The organism is Microseira sp. BLCC-F43 (assembly GCF_041929235.1).
GTDB lineage: Bacteria > Cyanobacteriota > Cyanobacteriia > Cyanobacteriales > Aerosakkonemataceae > Microseira.
This window is the reverse complement of sequence record NZ_JBHFNP010000169.1, coordinates 1-18,332: the sequence shown is the minus strand read 5'-3', so window position 1 is coordinate 18,332 and position 18,332 is coordinate 1. Positions and strand designations below refer to the sequence as shown.

Genomic DNA, 18,332 nt, shown 5'->3' with positions numbered 1-18,332 from the left:
TGCTAGACAACGGAAAGATTTTCATTATTTGGTGGCTCATTGGTTATGTTTAAATTACGATTTGATTGGGTTCGAGAAATTAAATATCAAAGGTCTGGCTAGAACTAGATTAGCTAAATCGATACTGGATGTGGCTTGGGGTGCATTTTTGAATATTTTGCAAGCTTTCTTCGGTAAGACGCGGCAAGCATACTCAGGAAGTTGATGCCAAAGGTACGAGTATTGAGTGTTTTAATTGCGGTGAAAGAGTCGTTAAAGAATTGTCAACTAGAGTTCACGATTGTCCTAATTGTGGTGTTAGCTTAGACAGGGATTTGAATGCGTCGTTGAACATACTTAAACGGACGGTGGGACAACCGTTTGCTGCTTGTGGAGGCTTAGTCAATGGACAGCCCGTGAAGCAAGAACTCTTATTCGTGAATTTGAGAAGCCCCCGCTACACCGCTTGCGGTTAGCGGTGGGAGTTGTCACTAAACAACTGCCGGGGTAGCCGTAACCGTAACCTTCCCTGGAATGACTGTACTCCGACGGAACCTTTAGGTGACTTACCTGTAGTTGTCTGGCTGTACATGTTGACAACTCTCCGCCCTAAAAGTGCGGAGATTCTTGAGCTAATCACAGCCTTTTCAGGTTGCCCCTACCGAGGTCTTACACGATTATGTCTAGTCCGAGCCTACTAGAATATCACTTAATATCTAGACGCCCCATTGAATGGACTACTCTCCAAGCGTTTACCCATTTCAAGGTATGTTCCCGTGTGCCCCACGGTACGCGGATTACTCCGAAATTGTTTTCCTCACATCATTCAGCCTTGTTGAAGACTTACTGCACTGTTTAACGAGTTATCGTTGCTCGTGGTCTTTTCTATTTCCCAGGCTGTCGTGTGGCACTGTTTCAGCCATATTTGTCGGGCACGTTCTGGCGGATTTTCAACCTGAAACCAACTATATTTTAGCATTAAAGTCCCCCTAGAAGGGGGAGGCTAATAACCAATTGATTTCGGTAACTACATAGCACTCTGCATAGTCACCATCATAGTCAAACCATAGTCAAAAGCCATTAAAAAACAGCTAAAATTACCCAACCCATCTTGCCTAATCGAAGAGAACTTTGGGTTTGGCGAGCGCGTAAATTCTTTGAAATGCCTATGTAACAAGCATTTTGACAGAAGATAGGGAACGGAGAGGGAGGGATTCGAACCCTCGTTGAAGTTGCCCCCAAACAGCATTTCCAGTGCTGCGCCTTCAACCACTCGGCCACCTCTCCAGGTGTGCGCTGTTCGATCGTCCATCACAGGATTTTTCGCACAGAATTCTATTCTGACATATTTCCTCAAAAACCGCAAGCACTATAGTGACGAATTCCCAACCTTGCAGCTGTTGTCTTTCCTGTATCGTTGGATCGCCCCCGGCAGTACGCCTCCACAGGCAATTTATCCGACCCTATGCCGTCTCTATCTGTAGGGTGCGTTAGCCTCGCGTAACGCACCATCACACCAAATTTAGTGTAGCTGCGTAAGTCCCGGTTTTGTAGAAGCTATGCGGGAAGCGCACAAACCTTAAGATAGATTTTGTTGCTTCAATTTTGCCAATGCCTCGCTCCCATAAAATAAAAATTCACTATCGCCAAAAGGGAACCTACCACAGGGTAGAAGTCCCGGAAGATAGATATATACTGCACTGCGCCGAAAATCAAGGGGTAGATTTGCCCTACTCGTGTCGCAACGGTGCTTGTACCAGTTGTGCGGTGCGGGTGCTTTCTGGAGAATTATATCAACCGGAGGCGATGGGACTGTCGCCGGAGTTGCGCCGCAAAGGTTATGCGCTGTTGTGCGTCAGTTATCCCCGTTCTGACTTGGAGGTAGAAACCCAGGATGAGGATGAAGTCTACGAACTTCAGTTTGGTCGCTACTTTGGTAAAGGGAAAGTGCAAGTTGGACTGCCGTTGGATGAAGATTAGGGTCAGCAACCCCCGAATTCTATTCGGGGGCAAGAGGCGAAAGTCAAGACGCCGTGCTGACCAGACCCCTTGGAAAGGCAATTGAGTCCAGTATTACCAAGGAGCCGTTATTGGGGTCAAGACACCTCGGAATGCGTCGCTAGTTCCCCGCTCTGTCATCTGCAATTAAACAGGTTTAAGGTCACTGAACCAGTGTTGCAGGTAGAACAAGCCCCGATAACCAGGTCGAAGCGAACATTACCCGTTCTACGGAGACTTTCAATGTCGAATTACGTTTTGGTTTTGGATACGAATAAACGGCGGCTAAACCCGATTCATCCTTGTGTTGCGCGTCAACTCCTCAGTCAAGGAAAAGCGGCGGTGTTTCGTCGCTATCCATTTTGCATCATCCTCAAGCAAGCAAGTCCTGAGTCGGTTCAATCCTTAGAACTCAAAATAGATCCGGGTTCGCAGGTTACAGGTATCGCCCTTAAACAGGGAGATAAGGTAATATTTGGTGCCAACCTGCATCATCGCGGTCAAGCGATTAAAGCAAGTCTTGATAGTCGTCGCTCTATCCGTCGATCGCGTCGCCATCGCCATACCCGCTATCGCAAAGCCCGATTCCTGAATCGCACCCGTCCCAAAGGATGGTTAGCACCATCATTGCAGCATCGGGTCGAAACAACAATGACTTGGGTTGGCAAACTGATTCGGCTGGCGCCAATTGGAGCGATTATTCAAGAGTTGGTTCGCTTCGATTTGCAACAGATGGAGAATCCAGAAATTGCAGGAGTCGAATACCAACAAGGCACGCTCTATGGCTACGAGGTGCGCGAGTATTTCCTCAACAAATGGGACAGAAAATGCGCTTACTGTTCCAAAGAAGATGTCCCCTGGCAAATTGAAGATATTCGACCGCGCGCCAAAGGTGGATCTGACCGCATTTCTAACCTGTGCCTTGCATGTGAGAAGTGCAATATTCGCAAGGGGACGAAAGACATTGAGCAATTTTTAGCCAAGAAGCCGGATCTGCTCAACCGGATTTTGGCTCAAGCGAAACGTCCATTGAAGGATGCAGCAGCGGTCAATTCAACCCGGTGGGCATTGTTTAACCAACTCAAGGAAACGGGTTTTCCGGTTTCAACGGGGTCTGGTGGGCAAACCAAGTTCAATCGAATTCGATTCGGACTGCCCAAACAGCATTGGTTAGATGCTGCCTGCGTGGGTAGTGTCGAGACGTTGCTCCTCTTGACTTCAAAACCATTGCAGATCAAAGCAACGGGACATGGTACGCGCCAAATGTGCCGCACGGATAAGTACGGATTTCCATCGCGTTATGTTCCACAATTCAAGTTTGTTCAAGGCTTTCAAACAGGTGACATTGTGAAAGCTGTTGTCTTGACCGGGAAAAAGATTGGTGAGTATGTTGGTCGAGTCGCTGTTCGCTCAACAGGTTCGTTCAATATCTCAACCGCTCGAGGATTGGTGCAAGGCATCAATCATAACTATTGCAAACCAGTTCAACGCCAGGATGGCTACAACTATGGCTTTTGAAGAGTGTGTCGGACTAATTGTAACGGCGGTTGAAACCGCCGCGTCGCGTTCCGACCTGGTCTCTTGACACAAAGGTGACACGCTTTCCGAGGATTTTTAGATGACTAGACTTCTGCAAAAACTCTTGTGGGGTGGGCGTCTCGCCCGCCATCGACTGGATTTTATCGAAAAGTCTAATAGACCTCTGCAAAAAAGAAACTCAAGGGCAGGCAGGATGCCCACCCCACAAGAGTTATGGCAAAAGTCTCATAGACTTCCCACTCCCCCACCCCTCGCCATTCTATTGACTCTTTGCTGTCTAATTCTCCTTTCTGCTTGTCAGAACGCGCCTAAACCCACTGGTCCAACGGTACAGGCGGAAGTGGTCAGCGGACAAACTTTAGAAGTGACGGGAGTCGGCGATCAACCTACGTTGATCCAGCGGGTGCGTTTAATTGGCATCGAAGCACCGGATGTCAAACAGCGACCTTGGGGACCTCAAGCGAAAAAGCGACTCGAGGAATTAGTTGGAAAAGAACCCGTTTTATTAGAGTCCGACGTGGAAACCAAAGACAGCTTTGACCGCAAACTCGCTTATGTCTGGAAAAACGGCGTCCTGCTCAACGAACAGATGGTAGCAGAAGGTTTGGCGCTGTTTTGGCCCCGCAGTCTTGCCACCAAATACGACGAACGTCTAGAACAGGCCCAAGAATGGGCTAGACTCATGGGATTAGGGATTTGGAACCCAGAAAAACCCATGCGCCAATCCCCCAGCGAATTCCGCCGTCAAAATCGATAACCATGCATCTACCCACCTCCACCCAACTGCAAAATTTATTGGACATCGCCACCGAAGCGGCGCTTGCTGCTGGGGCAATTTTGCCAACATATTTGGGAAAACTAGAAGAAATCGCAGAAAAAGGGCGTCCGGGAGATTTATTAACCGCAGCAGATAAAGCTTCTGAAGTCGCCATCTTAGATGTACTGACACGCCACGTTCCCGACCACCCCATTCTGACAGAAGAATCGGGGCAATTAGGCACAACAGAAAGCGAATACCTTTGGGCGATCGATCCTTTAGACGGAACGACTAACTTCGCCCATCAATACCCGTTTTTTGCAGTTTCAATCGGACTTTTATTTGCTGGAATTCCCTGCATGGGCGTTATTTTTGACCCCTTCCATAACGAGTTATATCGCGCCGCCAAAGGTTTAGGGGCAACGAAAAACCGCCATCCCATCCGCGTTTCCCAAACAACCGAACTGAACAAAAGTTTATTGGTAACCGGCTTTGCCTACGACCGCCGGGAAACAGCAGATAATAATTATGCAGAGTTCTGTCACCTGACCCATCTTACCCAAGGCGTGAGGCGCAGCGGTTCTGCCTCCCTCGATCTCGCTTGCGTCGCGATGGGACGTGTGGATGGATACTGGGAAAGAGGGATTTCCATTTGGGATATCGCCGCGGGAGTAGTGCTGGTGGAAGAAGCTGGTGGCAAGGTAACTGCCTACGATGGTAGTCCCTTGCAGCTTCGTTCAGGAAGAATACTGGCAACAAACGGTTACATTCACGACAGCATTAGTACTGAACTGGGACGGGTAAGTCCTTTGAAGGGATGGGAAAATCCGCTCGGTAAAGTGTAAACTAACTCCAATGGGCTTGTACCCCGCCTTCAAGTGGCAAAGTACACTAGATATCAACACCCCCGGAGGTAAGATAGCGCAGTATGTCTTTTGATATTGAACGAGGATTATTCAAGTTTGATTTCAGCGACCACCACGCAGTATTGGGGTTACCATTCGATGCAGACCCAGGCGTTATCCGCAAAAGGTATATTAAAATATCGCGCCGCTTGCATCCCGACGCTTGTGCTAGTGAAAGCGAAGCGGCTAAACAGCAAGCGAGTCAGTTGTTTGCTAAGTTGGTAAACCCAGCCTACGAACAACTGTCTAAGGATCACAGTCGCGCCGAACATAACGCGCTTTTGCAACGCATGGGAAAGCAGCTATTGCAAGAAAGGGATAAGCTTGAAGTCACAAGTGAAACGGCTAAGCAGTTAAAACGCTCGAATAACTGGGAACACGAGTACAAAACTATACTGCAAAAGTTAGCAGAAACCCAATACGAATCAATCGACCAAGTTATGGAAAAGATTGCTGAAATTAGCGAGTTGAACTTGGTTTACTTGATGCGAAAAGCAACTGGGGGTGGAGTTGTTGCACCGCAACCCGCAGTCGCCGTCGCAGCCAAAGCGGCAACGCCCACTCCCGCCCCAGCAACCAGCGCACCCGTCAGCTCCCGCCCCCCTGCCCCGCCCAAACAACAAAAGGCAGAACCCGTTTCCCCGACGGAACCATACTGTCGTCGCGCTGAAGAATATATGGCAAAAAATAGCTTCGCTAAAGCTATTTTAGAGTTGAAAGACGCGCTCAAATTGGAACCCCATAGTAGCCGCTGCCACGGTTTATTGGCAAAGGCTTATTTGCGGCAAAATCAGGCGACAATGGCAAAAATTCACCTGCAACAAGCTTTGAAATTAAATCCTCAAGATCCAACTGTTGTGGAAGCTAAGAAAGAGTTCGAGCAAGTGGCGATGCGCGCCGTCAAGGGAAACCCTCAACCAACCCAGAAACCACAAGGGAAAACCCAGGAGAAACCACAGGGGAAAACTACTCAGAAAAAGCCCGATGATAACTCCAAAGGCGGTTTCTTTGGTTTGTTTGGTGGGAAAAAATAATGGTACATCAACCACCAGCAGGTGCGCGAGATTTATTGCCCCTCGATGTCGCCCAAAAACGCTGGATCGAAAATCGCTTGCAACAAGTGTTTCACGGGTGGGGCTATCACCGCATTATTACTTCAACTATCGAACGGTTGGATACGCTAATGGCTGGCGGTGCAATCAACCGTTCGACGGTGATTCAAGTACAAGATGGGGAAGAAGAAAGTCTGGGATTGCGCCCGGAATTAACCGCTTCTATTGCGCGAGCATCTGTTACCAGAATGGCGGGTGCAAGCTATCCGCTGCGCCTATATTACAATGCCAATGTGTTTCGACGGGCTACTGAAAACAGTTACAGTTCTCAGCAAGAATTCTATCAAGCAGGGGTAGAACTGATCGGCGGCGGGGGAACGGTTGCCGATGCAGAAATTTTGCTGTTGCTGGCAGATTGTTTGAAAAGTCTGGAGTTAAGCAAGTGGCATTTAATTTTGGGCGAAGCAGAATTGACGCGCAGTCTTCTTGCCCCGTTTCCATCCGGGTTGCAAGATAAAATTAGGCGCGCGATCGCTCACCTAGATCGCGTTACCCTAGAAACCCTTCGCTTATCTGAAGAATTGCAAGAGCGGGCGCTATTCCTTCTAGATTTGCGCGGACGCCCCGCCGACATCCTCCAGCAAGTTGCTACTCTAGAACTCGATCCATCCGGGCAAGAAGCGCTCTCTAACCTTAAATCTCTCGTAGAATTACTCCAAGAGTGCTTAAGCGATGCCAAAGGTCATGAAGATACTTTAAATATCATCCTCGACCTGAGTTTAATTCAAACCTTCGACTACTACACCGGCATCGTATTTGAAGTCGTCGGCGAAAGCGAAACCGGACAGCGCATACTAGGGCAAGGCGGGCGCTACGATCGCTTGCTGCAACTTTATCACCCCCAAGGACAAAATGTTCCCGGTATCGGTTTCTGTCTCAATATCGAAGACCTGTACCAAATTTTGCTGCCAACTGGGCAACTTCCCCGCCAAATTCCCAGAAGTGACTTCTTAGTCGTCCCCCAAACATCTCAAGCTGACGCCGCTGCCATCAGTTGCGCCCAAAAACTGCGTTCTGAGGCTAATTTAGTCCGCGTCGAACTAGACTTGGGAGGACGCCCACCCGATGCCATTCGCGAATACGCCCGTCGCCGTCAAATTGGCAAAATTATCTGGGTTAAACCTGATGGTTCATCGGAAATTGAGCAACTTTTCTGAGACTCTCCCGGTAACGCTGGCGCTAAAACCCGATCGACTTTAATCTGACCATCCTCTTCCAGGATCTCGGCTTTCGCTTACAGCATCCTGGCTTTTAGATGGCGTCTTAAAGACTTCCGCAGCGACCCGTTCTACCTCTGGGCAACGACCAAAGGACCTGGGTAAAATTGTCAAGCGTGTTGACACCGCTTGACAATTTTACCCAACTCTATCCCCTGATGCGCCCAGAATTTTTTCTCGAAAATCAGCCGCCAACTCTTAAACTTTTTTAACTGAATTACAAAAATTGAATTTAAACCGTTCAACGCGAGTATCCACATCGAACAGCTCGTGCTTCAATCCCAGCAATTAACGCCATAGCCACAAGATATTTATCTTCAAAAACACCACTGGATAGTTCATCTCTTTTGAGATGCAACCATTCATCTTCTATGGGATTCATTTGTGGCGAGTAGGGGGGCAAAAAGAATAAAAACAAACCCTAAGATTGCCAACGCTGCCAATGCTGTTTAACACAACTGATGAATGTGAAACTCAGCCCCATCTTGAATTATCACGGTTATTTGACCCGTTTTTTCTAAATGCGCTGCGGCTTTTTCTGCTTGCCAATCTAGCAGTTTAAGCTAGCGTTCGCTATTAAATCCTCCGACAACTAAACCATATTCAAAACTTTTTTGGGGCTGTAAAAAACCTAATGCACTGCTTTTTTTCCCCGTTGACGCGGTTGATGTATATGCTGTTGTTGACCGCGACGAATATAACTGTAACCCATGTCGCTAGCGCGTTCAAATCCGCTACAGGCTGCATATTTCAGGCAAATTAGCCCCTGTTCTGCCCAAAGCTTAAGCATTAATAAATCTGCTTGTTTGAAGCACTGGTAAGAGCTTGATTTTGGTTGGGGTGGACTTTTGCGCCATCTTTTCCAAACCCACCCCTTTTTTTGAGTACCCGTCTGATTCTGTCGGGACTCAAGTTAATTTGGCATTCTTGCTTGAGTATTGTTGCTCATTGTTTAAAGTTGTAACTACGTGGATGAGTTTGAATATAACTGCTATTGTACTATTTACCGCTATTAGTCGTAAAGTATGTATTATAACGGATTTAGGTCTGTTTACAGGCTTAACGCTCATATTGTATTGGTTGTGAAGTACCGTAAAAAAGCCATCAGTAAGGAAATTTTGGCGAGGTTACAAGATATATTTGTTGATCCACTCAGGAAATGGGATTGTGACATACTGTCGTTTAATCGCGAATCAGATCGTGTCCACTTACTGATTGACTACAAGCCGTGGCTTGCTACTATCAACTTTAATCGGCAACCTAAAAACTCCTAGCCAACTGAATTTAGTATGCTCCTACACATCACCAAGCGCGAACAATGGGAACAAGCGAAGCAAGCTGGAATCTATCGCGGCGATACGTTAGATACTGAAGGTTTTATCCATTGTTCCACTCCCCAACAAATTATCAGAACTGCTAACAGATTTTTTCATAACCAAAAAGGGTTAGTGCTGTTGTGTATTGAACCCGAACAAGTTAAAGCTGAAATTAAATACGAAGCAGTTGATAACGATGTATTTCCTCACATTTATGGGGCTTTGAATATTGATGCAGTAACTCAGGTTCTGGACTTTGAACCGGAAGAAGATGGAAAATTTAAAATACCGCAAGGGATAACAATTAGCCATTAGCAATTAGCATAGATTTTATCTCATTCCCCACTTGGCTGTTTGAGTTGAGCTTGCAGTGCCTGCAATTGTGCTTTGAGATCTTGATTTTCTGCTGCCAATTCTTTTGCCGTTCGCAATCGTTCCCCAGTTTGGGTATCTTCCATCACCAAAGAACCATCCTGCAAACTTAACCAAATTCCTACTGTTTCGCACAAGATACGTCCATCCTCATCTGGAGAAATAGGTCGATAGCGAAAGGCAACTAATCGATAGCCTAACACTTCATCGATCGCTTGTCCTCGCTGAGTCCGTCGATCGATAATGATATATTCTTGAACTTGAGCCTGTTCGTATTCAATCACTTTTATTTCTCGGTCTTCTTTGCGATAGCGACGAGAGACAACTTCAATAATCAAACTAGGTCGAACTCCTTCCTCACTAACCACAAAACTAGACCGATCTCGATCTTTGTTACGAATACCAAACACAACGCACACATCAGGGCAATGATCTTTCAAACCAGGACTGTCCCATTTGATTAAAAGATCGTGGAATATTGCCACCGCTGGGTTATTAGTGTAGCGGCAGTTCAGCATCTCTTTAGCAGCAACAATAATATTGCCGTGAAAAGTGTTGTTAGGCAAACGATATCCTTCCTTTGGATGCAGAAATTCTTCTGATGTCAGCGGCACTTTGGTATAAACAATCGTGCCATCTGGTTGGACTTCTTCTTGAATCCGCCAACCTCGTTCAGCGAGTTCCTGTGTCAGGTCAGTTAGTGCGCTTGGAGGTGTGACCTCAGATTTGACCATTGTCAAAATCTCCTTGAGAGGTAGTTAACAGTTTCTAGAACAATTATAGGTTGGGTTTCCCCACGGTAAGCCCAACCTAATTTGATTCTATTTTAAACTGGCGCTGAGATATCGCCGCTGAAGGTTTAATGTATCTGATAGTTCATTCAAACTGTATATAACTTCAGCAATCGATTGTCTGAACCTTTCATCATCGGTGAGTTCTGCAAGTTCGCCCAGAAAAGTTAGTTCGGCTTGGATGTCTTCTGATAAACGAGTATAGTTAAGTCGGATAAGCTGATGTAACGCTTCCATATTTGGATGTACCTAACTGGCCTTTCCAACTTTATTGTTATTAAATGTTTCTAGCAAGATTGCCATTTGTGGCACTGCCATCAATGGGTAGTACCATCAAATGGTAATGTTTCAACAGGTAGTCTCCTTCATCCCGCCTATGTCACAAAAATCCCTCGATCCAGCAGAATACGTCGATCAAATGGCATTACTAATCAACTTGCCTCTCCACCCGGAACATCGCAGAGGTGTAATCGAGAACATGGAACGCATTATCGCCGTGGCAAAACTCGTCACCGAATTCCCCCTACCCGCAGAAATCGAAGCCGCCCCCATCTTTGAACCATGAGCAAAGCTTATCCCGATGCTACTCAAATAGCGGAAGTCGTAAAAGGGCATGAAGTATCCGCCAAAGCAATAGTTGCTGCTGCATTAGCCCGCATTGCCGATAAAAATCAAGCGCTGAATTGCTTTACCGCTGTGTTATCCGATACCGCAATGGCAGAAGCGGAAAAGATAGATTTAGCGATCGCATCCGGAAAAAACCCAGGTCCCCTCGCAGGCGTCCCCTTTGCGGTGAAAAACTTATTTGATATCGGCGGAATTACTACTCTCGCCGGGTCAAAAATTAACGCCGAAAAACCTCCAGCAATTGCTGACGCTACCGCAGTGGCGCGACTAAAACAAGCGGGTGCAGTGTTAGTAGGCGCGCTGAATATGGACGAATACGCCTATGGTTTTGTCACAGAAAATGCCCATTATGGCGCTACCCATAATCCCCACGACTTAACGCGGATTGCAGGCGGTTCTTCTGGAGGTTCTGCTGCTGCTGTGGCTGGGGGTTTAGTACCATTAACATTGGGTTCGGATACCAACGGTTCTATTCGCGTCCCCGCTGCTTTGTGCGGAATTTTTGGCTTAAAACCAACTTACGGACGCTTATCCCGTGGGGGAACTGTTTTATTTTCCAGTAGTTTTGATTGTATCGGGCCATTTGGTAGATCGGTGCGCGATATTGCCACTGCCTTCGATATTTTGCAAGGTTCAGATGAAAGAGATCCGGTTTGCACAAAGCGCAATCCGGAACCTTGTTTGCCTCAATTATCCCAAGGAATTGAAGGGCTAAGAATTGCGATCGCGGGTGACTATTTTACTAAAGGGGCATATCCAGAAGCCTTAGAAGCTGTGGAACAAGTTGCTCGCGCTTTAAATGTTACCCAATACGTTACCTTACCAGAACCCGATCGCGCTAGGGCGGCGGCTTATATAATTACGGCGGCGGAAGGGGCTAATTTGCATTTGGATGACTTGCGATCGCGTCCCGGTGATTTCGATTTGGCGACGCGCGATCGCTTTCTCGCCGGTGCGTTAATTGCAGCAGATTGGTATATTCAGGCACAAAGGTTTAGACAGTGGTTTCGCGATCGCGTCCGTGAAGTGTTGCAAAATGTCGATATAATTCTCGCACCTACGACGCCTTATCCAGCCACGCCAATTGGTCAACAAAAAATCGTCGTCGATGGCGAAGAAATTCTCGTCCGTCCTAATTTGGGATTATTTACCCAGCCATTATCTTTTATTGGATTGCCGATTATATCAGTGCCAATTCAACGTCCGAATGCCCTACCTTTGGGCGTTCAAATAATTGCAGCACCCTATAACGAAGCACTCATTTTGCGCGTAGCTGCTGTCTTGGAAGCGATGGGTGTTGTATCTGCACCAGTTGTGCATTAGGTTGAAAGGAGTGGATATGAACAAGCAAAACAGGTTTAATTCATTAGTATTTATAGCGAATTTCAGCCGTATGAGGTACACCAACAGCTGTGTGCGGGCACCCTTAAGGGTGCCGCTACACAAACTAAGCCATAAGGCTTTTGCTCACTCGCTTGCAATCCTCTTTAGACAGGGTTTAGCAGAAAAAATACTGCCATTAATTGCTACAACAATGGTAATTTTGCTCGGTTATTTTACATCTGCTGAGGCACAAGAAGCGACGCTAAAAGGCGATCCAAACCAGTCTTTAACACCTGGTATCGGACAAGAAGTGACGCTAAAAGGCAATCCCAACGTACAGATCAACGTGCGATCGCAACCCACAGCCAACTCGCGCCGGTTAGGGTATGGATTAGCGGGCGATCGCGTCACAATTATCGACCGAATGGTTGGTGTTGATGGCTATATTTGGTATCGCGTCAGGTTTTCGCGCTCTGGTAGAATCGGCTGGATTCCCGCTACTTCCCTCGATCTCCCCGATCCAAATGCTCCTACAGCTGCTAAACCTCCTGGTGTAAAGAATATAATTCTTTCTTTCCAATCAGAACAAATGCTGATCCAAATTTTTAATCAAGATGACGAAACATTCATGGATATTTATGACAGCCAAAGCGGGGCGACTTTGTTAAATAGGGTTCCTGTCATAGTTGAATCTTCACCCGAAGGAACGAGTTATTTGTATGAGGGTAATATCACCGTGCGCGTTTTCCAAGCAATTGACGGCACGCCCACGATCGAACTCAATAACAAATAGCAAAACTCTGGATTTGAAAATTTTTTAAGTGTGGATCGCGTAATGCCAGGGATCTGAGTCACCAATTAAGCTCGTAAAATCTGCAAGGGTAAAAAAATGTCTTTAACAGGCCATGTATATTCCAGCGGTTTTAAGCTCCTGTATATTGTTGAAGGTACTGGAACTCCTGCCATTGTAGTTGGAAGTTCGCTGTATTACTCAAGAACGTTTTCTCACAATCTGCGTAACCATCTAAACTTGGTCTTTGTCGATCATCGAGGTTTCTCGCCTCCTTACGATTGTCAAGACACTTCTGGGTTCCAGTTAGACCTACTGGTTGATGATATTGAACTCGTTAGGAAACAATTAGGATTGGATCGGGTTATGATTATTGGTCATTCAGGTCATGCATTTATGGCATTGGAGTATGCCAAGAAATATCCAGCCAATGTGTCTCATGTAGTAATGATGTGTGCAGCACCAAATTTCTCACCTGAAGGTCATATTGCTGCCCAACGATATTTGAATGATTCTGTTTGTCCCGAACGAAAAGCAGTTCTTGCTAAAAACCTGGCAAGGTTGCCTCAAGAAATAGAAGCCGCACCTGAGAAAGCTTTTATTACTTATTGCCTTCTGATGGGGCCGAAAAGTTGGTTTGATTACAACTATGACGCGACAAAACTTTGGGAAGGTATACAAGTAAATATGGCTATGTTTGATTATGTTTGGGGCGAAGTTTTTCGGGACATAGATATTACTGAAAACTTAGAGCGGTTGCAAGCGCCTGCGTTCCTTGCTCTCGGTCGTTACGATTACCTAGTTCCACCACCATATATGTGGGAATCTATAAGAGACAAGTTCAGCAATCTTACTATTCGTGTATTTGAAAAGAGCAGTCATGCGCCTCACTTTGAAGAGCCAGATCTATTCGATAAAGAGTTGATTGAGTGGCTGAGAAATACTTAACTCAAGTTGCTAAGGGCTAATTGCTAATAGCTCGATCGGGAAAAATGCTCCGATTACAGCGGATTGCTTTTCGAGTGAGGTACAGCCTTTTGGCTTGTTTGTATAGCGGCACCCGCGTATAGTGCCGCTATTGCATTCCTTCGGTGTACCTCATATCATGTCCGTTAGCATCGGACTTCTATAGTTAATTGTGTTGTAGGGGCGGGTAATACCTGCCAATTAAGTGGAACCGCGAGATATCTTTTTAAACCCGCCCCAAGGAGTGCGATGCCGATGCAACCGGAAATGATATCATACGGCTGCAATCCGCTATAGGGATTGCGGTGCGTTATGCTTTGCTAACGCACCCTACATTTAGATGCTATTAGCAATTAGCTATTAGCAATGTTGTCGATGGCGCGATCGCTCATTGCGCCCAATTCTCATAACGCAAGCCCTGAATGTTCTGGAAGTGTTGGACATTAGCTGTAATCAGCGTACAGTCATGCTCAATTGCACTGGCTGCAATCAGTAAGTCGATTGGCGCGATCGCCACACCCTGCTGCCGCAAATCTCTGTGGATTTTGCTGGCAATATCCATTGTTGGCAGATATAGGTGCAGGATTTCGCTTTCGCGGGCAATTTCTTCAAATTGAGTCAGCAGTTTTTTGCAATCTCGGTAGGTGAGTCCAGCTTTGATTTCGTAATAGGTCAGGATCGAAAAAGTCAGGAAGTCGTAAAATTGCCCATACTCGTTGAGTTTAGCGACAACGTTGCCTTGTCCTCTGAGAAAGTGGGAGAGGATGTTGGTATCTAGAAGGGCTTTTTTCATATTAGTTTTACAACTGATTCCTGAACGGCGAAACTACTGCAAAACTTATTTTATAAGGGTTTTTAGTTCAGATCTCAAATGGAAATGCTATATATCTACTTGCCGTTTTAGATCGAGGGCGCGATCGCGGAAAACGTCTTCTTCCAGACTGGTGAGGACAGCGGATTCTTCGGCGGCGATACCTGCAAAGCGCATGAATTTAGCTTGTTTGGTAAAAATTGCGTTTGGATTGACGGCGAGGCTTTGAGTCAGGATTTCGATCGCGATCGCAGTTATATCTTTCCCCTGGCGCAACGCAATGGCTTGCAAGACGACTTCGAGATCGGGTGGGAGGGTGATAATCATGGGTGTTCTACTCTTGGGGCTTGTTTAGATTTTACCTTCTGCCCTCGCTTCTAGCGATCGCTTCTAAATACCCCTTGACATCCATCGTTTTATACTACATTATGTAATATATAAATTCGGATATTTGGGATTGGTAGCTCAATTGGAAGAGCGCTGCCCTTTCAGGGCAGAGGTTGGGAGTTCAAATCTCCCTCAGTCCCACCTTTTTGGGGGCTATAACTCAACGGAAGAGTGCTTCCTTGACAGGGAAGAAGTTGGAGGTTCAAATCCTCTTAGTCCCCACCCCCTAAAGGGGTTTTTCTGTTCAATCTTTTCTCTCAGTTGGTGAATATGAATATCCCTCTGGAATAATTAAAAACCTGCCTCAACCGGACATTAAATAAATAGTTCTTGACATCCATTCTCCTAACGCTACATAATGTAGTAGAAGAAATTTCAGATATTTGGGATTGGTAGAGCAATTGGAAGCTCGCTGCCCTTTCACGGCAGAGGTTGGGAGTTCGATCCTCCCTCAGTCCCAGCTTTTTGGGGGCTATAACTCAACGGAAGAGTGCAGGTCTACGGAACCTGAAGTTAGGGGGTCAAATCCTCTTAGTCCCCATCCCCTAAAGGGGTGTTTCTGTTCCATCTTTCCTCTCGGTTGGTCAAGATGAATATCCCAGCAGACCAATTAGAAATATGCCTCAATGTTCTGCAACAAATTTCAGAAGAGCCAGAGATTATTAGCGAACACGATCGCTTCAAAAGTTTGATTGCCAAAATCTATAAAGAGGGGCGTAGAAGTTTTCGTCAAACTCAACAACAACAGCGGCGAGTTGAAGATAAACAACTCAAAGCATCAACTGTGATGGTGCAGTATCAGCACGAGCAAAAATCATTTGCTGCATTGCCAGAATCAACAACAAATTTGCATAAATTGCATAAACCAATTTGTTGTTACATTTGTAAAACCCCTTATACGCAAATTCATTTTTTTTATCATTTACTCTGCCCAAAATGTGCTGAATTTAACTATCAAAAACGACAACAGCGCACGAATTTAGCTGGGCGAATTGCCTTAGTTACAGGCGGACGAATCAAGATTGGTTATCAGATGGTATTGCGGCTATTGCGGGATGGTGCGCGGGTAATTCTCACCACAAGATTTCCCTATGACTGTGCTTACCGTTATAGTTTAGAACCCGATTTTGAGCAGTGGCGCGATCGCTTGCAAATTCACGGACTCGATCTGCGAAATATCCCAGCATTGGAAATATTTGTACAAGATTTACTGCATACTGAATCAGCATTAGATATCATTATTAACAATGCTGCCCAAACCATCAAACGTCCCTTGGCATTTTATCAACATTTGCTAAATCAAGAAGATGAAGCAGCACAAATATTATCAGAAAAAGTCCAAGGGTTAATTTTGAGCGATCGCAATACATCCAAGGAAAATTTAGCTCAACAAAAATCACTTTTACTGGAAAGTCAAGCAAGTTACATCGCCGATTACTTCCCGCCGGATAGATTTGATGCTGATGGACAACAACTGGATCTTCGTCCAATCAATAGCTGGTTGCTAAAACTGGATGAAGTTAACACGATTGAGTTACTGGAAGTCCAGTTGGTAAATGCGATCGCACCCTTTATTATCAACAGTAAACTCAAAGGATTATTGATGCGATCGCCCTTTGAAAGACGCTTTATAATCAACGTTTCGGCAATGGAAGGACAATTCAACCGCGACAGCAAAACACCCTATCATCCCCATACCAATATGGCAAAAGCGGCATTGAATATGATGACGCGAACCTCGGCAGCTGATTATGCAAAAGATAATATTTTCATGAACAGTGTAGATACAGGTTGGATTACTAATGAAAATCCTTATCCTCAGAAGATGCGAATTCAAGTCACACAAAATTTTTACACGCCATTAGATGCAATTGATGGAATGGCAAGAATTTACGATCCGATTGTTCAAGGTATTGAAAACCCCGAAACCCCCATTTATGGTCATTTTCTCAAAGATTATGCCCCTTATCCTTGGTAGCGAACAATGACAAATCTACCTCTCAACTGTCCATTACCTAATTCTATTCAGTCTTCTAAGGAAGTTTTGATCGATCTAGAATCTTTAATCGATTATCTCCACACCAATCAACGGATAACTGAAAAAATAGTTTTCCCGCGAGGCACAGTAATGCCGGATGGAAGACTCGATTTGTGCAAGCAAAGTTTAGGCGTGACGGGATGCCATTTAGTAACTGAAGCATTGACAAACAATTCTGCGATCGCTAGCTTATTACTCGGAACTAATGGTATAGGTAATTTTGGTGCTGAAGATGTGGCGCGATTGATTCAACGTAACAATCGCCTAGAAATTGTTTATTTAGGTTGCAACGCAATTTCATCGACGGGTATTGCTGCACTCGCCGCAGCATTAACGCATAATCAATCTGTAACCGGGCTGTGGTTAAAGCGCAATCCGATTGGCGTAGAAGGTGCATATCATCTAGCTGAAATGTTGCGTCATAACAAAAGTATCCGCACGCTGGATTTAGTCAATACCCAAATAGGAGAAGAGGGATTAGCAGCGATTTTAGAAGTTTTGACTCACACCAATTGTACCGTCGAACGGCTGTACTTGGGCGGCAATCAGATTCAGGCAAATCATGCCTATTTACTGGCTAATCTTTTAGCTCATAATTCGGCGATCGCTGGTTTATTTCTTAATGTCAATCATCTTGGCGATGCCGGAGTTAAAGTTTTAGCAGGTGGATTGGAACGTAATAAAACATTGCTTGAGTTAGGACTTGCTAGCAATGGGATTGGGGTAGAAGGGTGCGATCGACTATTAGCAGCACTGCAAACCCATCCCAAGATCGGTAATCTGGATTTGGGTTACAGTCCTTCTACACGAGTATTAGCGGCGCAACCCAATCAGATTGGAGACGCAGGTGCGATTGCGATCGCAAATTTTCTCACCCACAACCAAACCTTATTGAAGCTGAATCTCGATCGGAATGAAATTAGCGATCGCGGAAAAATAGCCCTGATTGATGCATTAGAAATCAATCAAAAATTGTGCGATCTAAGTTTAGATGGTAAACCAGATCGACGAATTAAGCTGCTGTTGGATCGTAATCGTATGCTAAACCAGAGTAACGAGTTACAAAAACCTCGTAGCGTCGCATTAATCCAGAGTGTATATCGTTGAGTTTAACCGATCCCCCCTAGCCCCCCTTGCCAAGGGGGGAACCGATCCCCCCTAGCCCCCCTTGCCAAGGGGGGAACCGATCCCCCCTAGCCCCCCTTGGTAAGGGGGGAACCGATCCCCCCTAGCCCCCCTTGCCAAGGGGGGAAACTGGAAAGCCCCCCTTGGTAAGGGGGGAACCGATCCCCCCTAGCCCCCCTTGGTAAGGGGGGAAACTGGAAAGCCCCCCTTGGTAAGGGGGGAAACTGGAAAGCCCCCCTTGGTAAGGGGGGAAACTGGAAAGCCCCCCTTGGTAAGGGG

At 45.9% G+C, this 18,332-nt stretch carries 21 protein-coding genes, 5 tRNA genes and 1 pseudogene; 20 read left to right on the top strand and 7 right to left on the bottom strand.

Translation table 11 applies throughout. The features are described 5' to 3' along the window. Window positions 1–205 (top strand): annotated as a pseudogene (locus tag ACE1CM_RS23880) (hypothetical protein); the annotation flags it as partial. Next, window positions 153–455 (top strand): zinc ribbon domain-containing protein, encoded by a 303-nt coding sequence (locus ACE1CM_RS23875; RefSeq protein ID WP_374881023.1) that lies wholly within the window; start codon window positions 153–155, stop codon window positions 453–455. The pseudogene ACE1CM_RS23880 and the gene ACE1CM_RS23875, both read left to right, overlap by 53 nt. Window positions 456–1,179: 724 nt before the next feature. On the opposite strand, the gene ACE1CM_RS23870 is transcribed toward ACE1CM_RS23875, so the two are convergent. Beyond that, window positions 1,180–1,266: transfer RNA gene (locus ACE1CM_RS23870), tRNA-Ser, on the bottom strand. 324 nt (window positions 1,267–1,590) lie between these two features. On the opposite strand from ACE1CM_RS23870, the gene ACE1CM_RS23865 reads away from it, so the two are divergent. The 6 genes from ACE1CM_RS23865 to ACE1CM_RS23840 all read left to right on the top strand — a co-directional run bounded on the left by ACE1CM_RS23865 (window position 1,591) and on the right by ACE1CM_RS23840 (window position 7,447). Beyond that, on the top strand, window positions 1,591–1,959 hold the full coding sequence (locus ACE1CM_RS23865; protein ID WP_374881019.1) for a 2Fe-2S iron-sulfur cluster-binding protein: 369 nt from the start codon (window positions 1,591–1,593) through the stop codon (window positions 1,957–1,959). A 261-nt stretch (window positions 1,960–2,220) separates the two neighbouring features. Beyond that, window positions 2,221–3,495 carry an RNA-guided endonuclease IscB gene (iscB, locus tag ACE1CM_RS23860; protein WP_374881017.1) on the top strand — a complete coding sequence of 425 codons (1,275 nt, stop codon included), beginning with the start codon at window positions 2,221–2,223 and terminating at the stop codon, window positions 3,493–3,495. Between the two features lie 100 nt (window positions 3,496–3,595). Continuing rightward, the gene (locus ACE1CM_RS23855; RefSeq protein ID WP_374881016.1) at window positions 3,596–4,273 is read left to right on the top strand and encodes a thermonuclease family protein; all 678 of its coding nucleotides are present in this window, start codon (window positions 3,596–3,598) and stop codon (window positions 4,271–4,273) included. A gap of 2 nt (window positions 4,274–4,275) precedes the next feature. Beyond that, the gene (locus ACE1CM_RS23850; protein ID WP_374881014.1) at window positions 4,276–5,118 is read left to right on the top strand and encodes an inositol monophosphatase family protein; all 843 of its coding nucleotides are present in this window, start codon (window positions 4,276–4,278) and stop codon (window positions 5,116–5,118) included. Window positions 5,119–5,201: 83 nt separating this feature from the next. After that, window positions 5,202–6,212 (top strand): DnaJ domain-containing protein, encoded by a 1,011-nt coding sequence (locus ACE1CM_RS23845; RefSeq protein WP_374881012.1) that lies wholly within the window; start codon window positions 5,202–5,204, stop codon window positions 6,210–6,212. Further along, complete coding sequence (locus ACE1CM_RS23840; RefSeq protein ID WP_374881010.1) at window positions 6,212–7,447, top strand: ATP phosphoribosyltransferase regulatory subunit; 1,236 nt, start codon at window positions 6,212–6,214, stop codon at window positions 7,445–7,447. Before ACE1CM_RS23845 ends, ACE1CM_RS23840 begins: the two co-directional genes overlap by 1 nt. A 301-nt stretch (window positions 7,448–7,748) precedes the next feature. Here the strand turns inward: ACE1CM_RS23840 and ACE1CM_RS23835 are convergent, their stop codons facing one another. Continuing rightward, complete coding sequence (locus ACE1CM_RS23835) at window positions 7,749–7,910, bottom strand: hypothetical protein (protein ID WP_374881021.1); 162 nt, start codon at window positions 7,908–7,910, stop codon at window positions 7,749–7,751. 228 nt (window positions 7,911–8,138) lie between these two features. Beyond that, complete coding sequence (locus ACE1CM_RS23830; protein WP_374881008.1) at window positions 8,139–8,297, bottom strand: hypothetical protein; 159 nt, start codon at window positions 8,295–8,297, stop codon at window positions 8,139–8,141. 235 nt (window positions 8,298–8,532) lie between these two features. On the opposite strand from ACE1CM_RS23830, the gene tnpA reads away from it, so the two are divergent. Then, window positions 8,533–8,781, top strand: a complete 249-nt coding sequence (gene tnpA / locus ACE1CM_RS23825) for an IS200/IS605 family transposase (RefSeq protein WP_374881006.1) — start codon at window positions 8,533–8,535, stop codon at window positions 8,779–8,781. 15 nt (window positions 8,782–8,796) lie between these two features. Further along, window positions 8,797–9,138, top strand: a complete 342-nt coding sequence (locus tag ACE1CM_RS23820) for a DUF952 domain-containing protein (RefSeq protein ID WP_374881005.1) — start codon at window positions 8,797–8,799, stop codon at window positions 9,136–9,138. A 20-nt stretch (window positions 9,139–9,158) separates the two neighbouring features. On the opposite strand, the gene ACE1CM_RS23815 is transcribed toward ACE1CM_RS23820, so the two are convergent. Further along, on the bottom strand, window positions 9,159–9,929 hold the full coding sequence (locus ACE1CM_RS23815) for a Uma2 family endonuclease (protein ID WP_374881003.1): 771 nt from the start codon (window positions 9,927–9,929) through the stop codon (window positions 9,159–9,161). A gap of 87 nt (window positions 9,930–10,016) precedes the next feature. Next, window positions 10,017–10,223, bottom strand: coding sequence for a hypothetical protein (locus ACE1CM_RS23810; protein ID WP_374881001.1), 207 nt, complete (start codon window positions 10,221–10,223; stop codon window positions 10,017–10,019). Window positions 10,224–10,329: 106 nt separating this feature from the next. Here ACE1CM_RS23810 and ACE1CM_RS23805 point away from each other — a divergent pair, with 106 nt between their 5' ends. From ACE1CM_RS23805 to ACE1CM_RS23790, 4 genes are all read left to right on the top strand, one after another. Next, window positions 10,330–10,551 carry a DUF4089 domain-containing protein gene (locus tag ACE1CM_RS23805; protein WP_374880999.1) on the top strand — a complete coding sequence of 74 codons (222 nt, stop codon included), beginning with the start codon at window positions 10,330–10,332 and terminating at the stop codon, window positions 10,549–10,551. Beyond that, window positions 10,548–11,936: an AtzE family amidohydrolase gene (locus ACE1CM_RS23800; RefSeq protein ID WP_374880998.1), complete on the top strand. Its 1,389-nt coding sequence runs from the start codon at window positions 10,548–10,550 to the stop codon at window positions 11,934–11,936. Before ACE1CM_RS23805 ends, ACE1CM_RS23800 begins: the two co-directional genes overlap by 4 nt. A 211-nt stretch (window positions 11,937–12,147) precedes the next feature. Further along, entirely contained in the window at window positions 12,148–12,729 is a 582-nt protein-coding gene (locus tag ACE1CM_RS23795) for an SH3 domain-containing protein (protein WP_374880996.1), read from the top strand. Window positions 12,730–12,825: 96 nt separating this feature from the next. Then, entirely contained in the window at window positions 12,826–13,674 is an 849-nt protein-coding gene (locus ACE1CM_RS23790) for an alpha/beta fold hydrolase (RefSeq protein ID WP_374880995.1), read from the top strand. A gap of 406 nt (window positions 13,675–14,080) precedes the next feature. On the opposite strand, the gene ACE1CM_RS23785 is transcribed toward ACE1CM_RS23790, so the two are convergent. Together ACE1CM_RS23785 and ACE1CM_RS23780 are read right to left on the bottom strand one after the other, a co-directional pair. After that, complete coding sequence (locus tag ACE1CM_RS23785; RefSeq protein ID WP_374880993.1) at window positions 14,081–14,485, bottom strand: type II toxin-antitoxin system VapC family toxin; 405 nt, start codon at window positions 14,483–14,485, stop codon at window positions 14,081–14,083. An 87-nt stretch (window positions 14,486–14,572) separates the two neighbouring features. Further along, complete coding sequence (locus ACE1CM_RS23780) at window positions 14,573–14,830, bottom strand: hypothetical protein (protein WP_374880991.1); 258 nt, start codon at window positions 14,828–14,830, stop codon at window positions 14,573–14,575. Window positions 14,831–14,956: 126 nt separating this feature from the next. Here ACE1CM_RS23780 and ACE1CM_RS23775 point away from each other — a divergent pair. The 6 genes from ACE1CM_RS23775 to ACE1CM_RS23750 all read left to right on the top strand — a co-directional run bounded on the left by ACE1CM_RS23775 (window position 14,957) and on the right by ACE1CM_RS23750 (window position 18,035). Then, window positions 14,957–15,031, top strand: a tRNA-Glu gene (locus ACE1CM_RS23775). An 8-nt stretch (window positions 15,032–15,039) separates the two neighbouring features. Then, window positions 15,040–15,112, top strand: a tRNA-Val gene (locus ACE1CM_RS23770). Window positions 15,113–15,275: 163 nt separating this feature from the next. After that, a tRNA-Glu gene (locus ACE1CM_RS23765) sits at window positions 15,276–15,350 on the top strand. Between the two features lie 8 nt (window positions 15,351–15,358). Beyond that, window positions 15,359–15,431: transfer RNA gene (locus ACE1CM_RS23760), tRNA-Arg, on the top strand. A gap of 48 nt (window positions 15,432–15,479) precedes the next feature. Beyond that, a complete protein-coding gene (locus ACE1CM_RS23755; RefSeq protein ID WP_374880989.1) occupies window positions 15,480–16,868 on the top strand; it encodes an SDR family NAD(P)-dependent oxidoreductase in 1,389 nt (462 codons plus the stop codon). A gap of 6 nt (window positions 16,869–16,874) precedes the next feature. Further along, window positions 16,875–18,035, top strand: a complete 1,161-nt coding sequence (locus ACE1CM_RS23750; RefSeq protein WP_374880987.1) for a ribonuclease inhibitor — start codon at window positions 16,875–16,877, stop codon at window positions 18,033–18,035. The last annotated feature ends 297 nt before the right edge of the window (window positions 18,036–18,332 follow it).

Bases quoted from the DNA above. Each gene is read 5' to 3' on its own strand.
- ACE1CM_RS23865 (WP_374881019.1), top strand. From the start codon at position 1,591: ATGCCTCGCTCCCATAAAATAAAAATTCACTATCGCCAAAAGGGAACC.
- iscB (WP_374881017.1), top strand. From the start codon at position 2,221: ATGTCGAATTACGTTTTGGTTTTGGATACGAATAAACGGCGGCTAAAC.
- ACE1CM_RS23855 (WP_374881016.1), top strand. From the start codon at position 3,596: ATGACTAGACTTCTGCAAAAACTCTTGTGGGGTGGGCGTCTCGCCCGC.
- ACE1CM_RS23850 (WP_374881014.1), top strand. From the start codon at position 4,276: ATGCATCTACCCACCTCCACCCAACTGCAAAATTTATTGGACATCGCC.
- ACE1CM_RS23845 (WP_374881012.1), top strand. From the start codon at position 5,202: ATGTCTTTTGATATTGAACGAGGATTATTCAAGTTTGATTTCAGCGAC.
- ACE1CM_RS23840 (WP_374881010.1), top strand. From the start codon at position 6,212: ATGGTACATCAACCACCAGCAGGTGCGCGAGATTTATTGCCCCTCGAT.
- ACE1CM_RS23830 (WP_374881008.1), bottom strand. From the start codon at position 8,297: ATGCTTAAGCTTTGGGCAGAACAGGGGCTAATTTGCCTGAAATATGCA.
- tnpA (WP_374881006.1), top strand. From the start codon at position 8,533: ATGTATTATAACGGATTTAGGTCTGTTTACAGGCTTAACGCTCATATT.
- ACE1CM_RS23820 (WP_374881005.1), top strand. From the start codon at position 8,797: ATGCTCCTACACATCACCAAGCGCGAACAATGGGAACAAGCGAAGCAA.
- ACE1CM_RS23815 (WP_374881003.1), bottom strand. From the start codon at position 9,929: ATGGTCAAATCTGAGGTCACACCTCCAAGCGCACTAACTGACCTGACA.
- ACE1CM_RS23810 (WP_374881001.1), bottom strand. From the start codon at position 10,223: ATGGAAGCGTTACATCAGCTTATCCGACTTAACTATACTCGTTTATCA.
- ACE1CM_RS23805 (WP_374880999.1), top strand. From the start codon at position 10,330: ATGTTTCAACAGGTAGTCTCCTTCATCCCGCCTATGTCACAAAAATCC.
- ACE1CM_RS23800 (WP_374880998.1), top strand. From the start codon at position 10,548: ATGAGCAAAGCTTATCCCGATGCTACTCAAATAGCGGAAGTCGTAAAA.
- ACE1CM_RS23795 (WP_374880996.1), top strand. From the start codon at position 12,148: ATGGTAATTTTGCTCGGTTATTTTACATCTGCTGAGGCACAAGAAGCG.
- ACE1CM_RS23790 (WP_374880995.1), top strand. From the start codon at position 12,826: ATGTCTTTAACAGGCCATGTATATTCCAGCGGTTTTAAGCTCCTGTAT.
- ACE1CM_RS23785 (WP_374880993.1), bottom strand. From the start codon at position 14,485: ATGAAAAAAGCCCTTCTAGATACCAACATCCTCTCCCACTTTCTCAGA.
- ACE1CM_RS23780 (WP_374880991.1), bottom strand. From the start codon at position 14,830: ATGATTATCACCCTCCCACCCGATCTCGAAGTCGTCTTGCAAGCCATT.
- ACE1CM_RS23755 (WP_374880989.1), top strand. From the start codon at position 15,480: ATGAATATCCCAGCAGACCAATTAGAAATATGCCTCAATGTTCTGCAA.
- ACE1CM_RS23750 (WP_374880987.1), top strand. From the start codon at position 16,875: ATGACAAATCTACCTCTCAACTGTCCATTACCTAATTCTATTCAGTCT.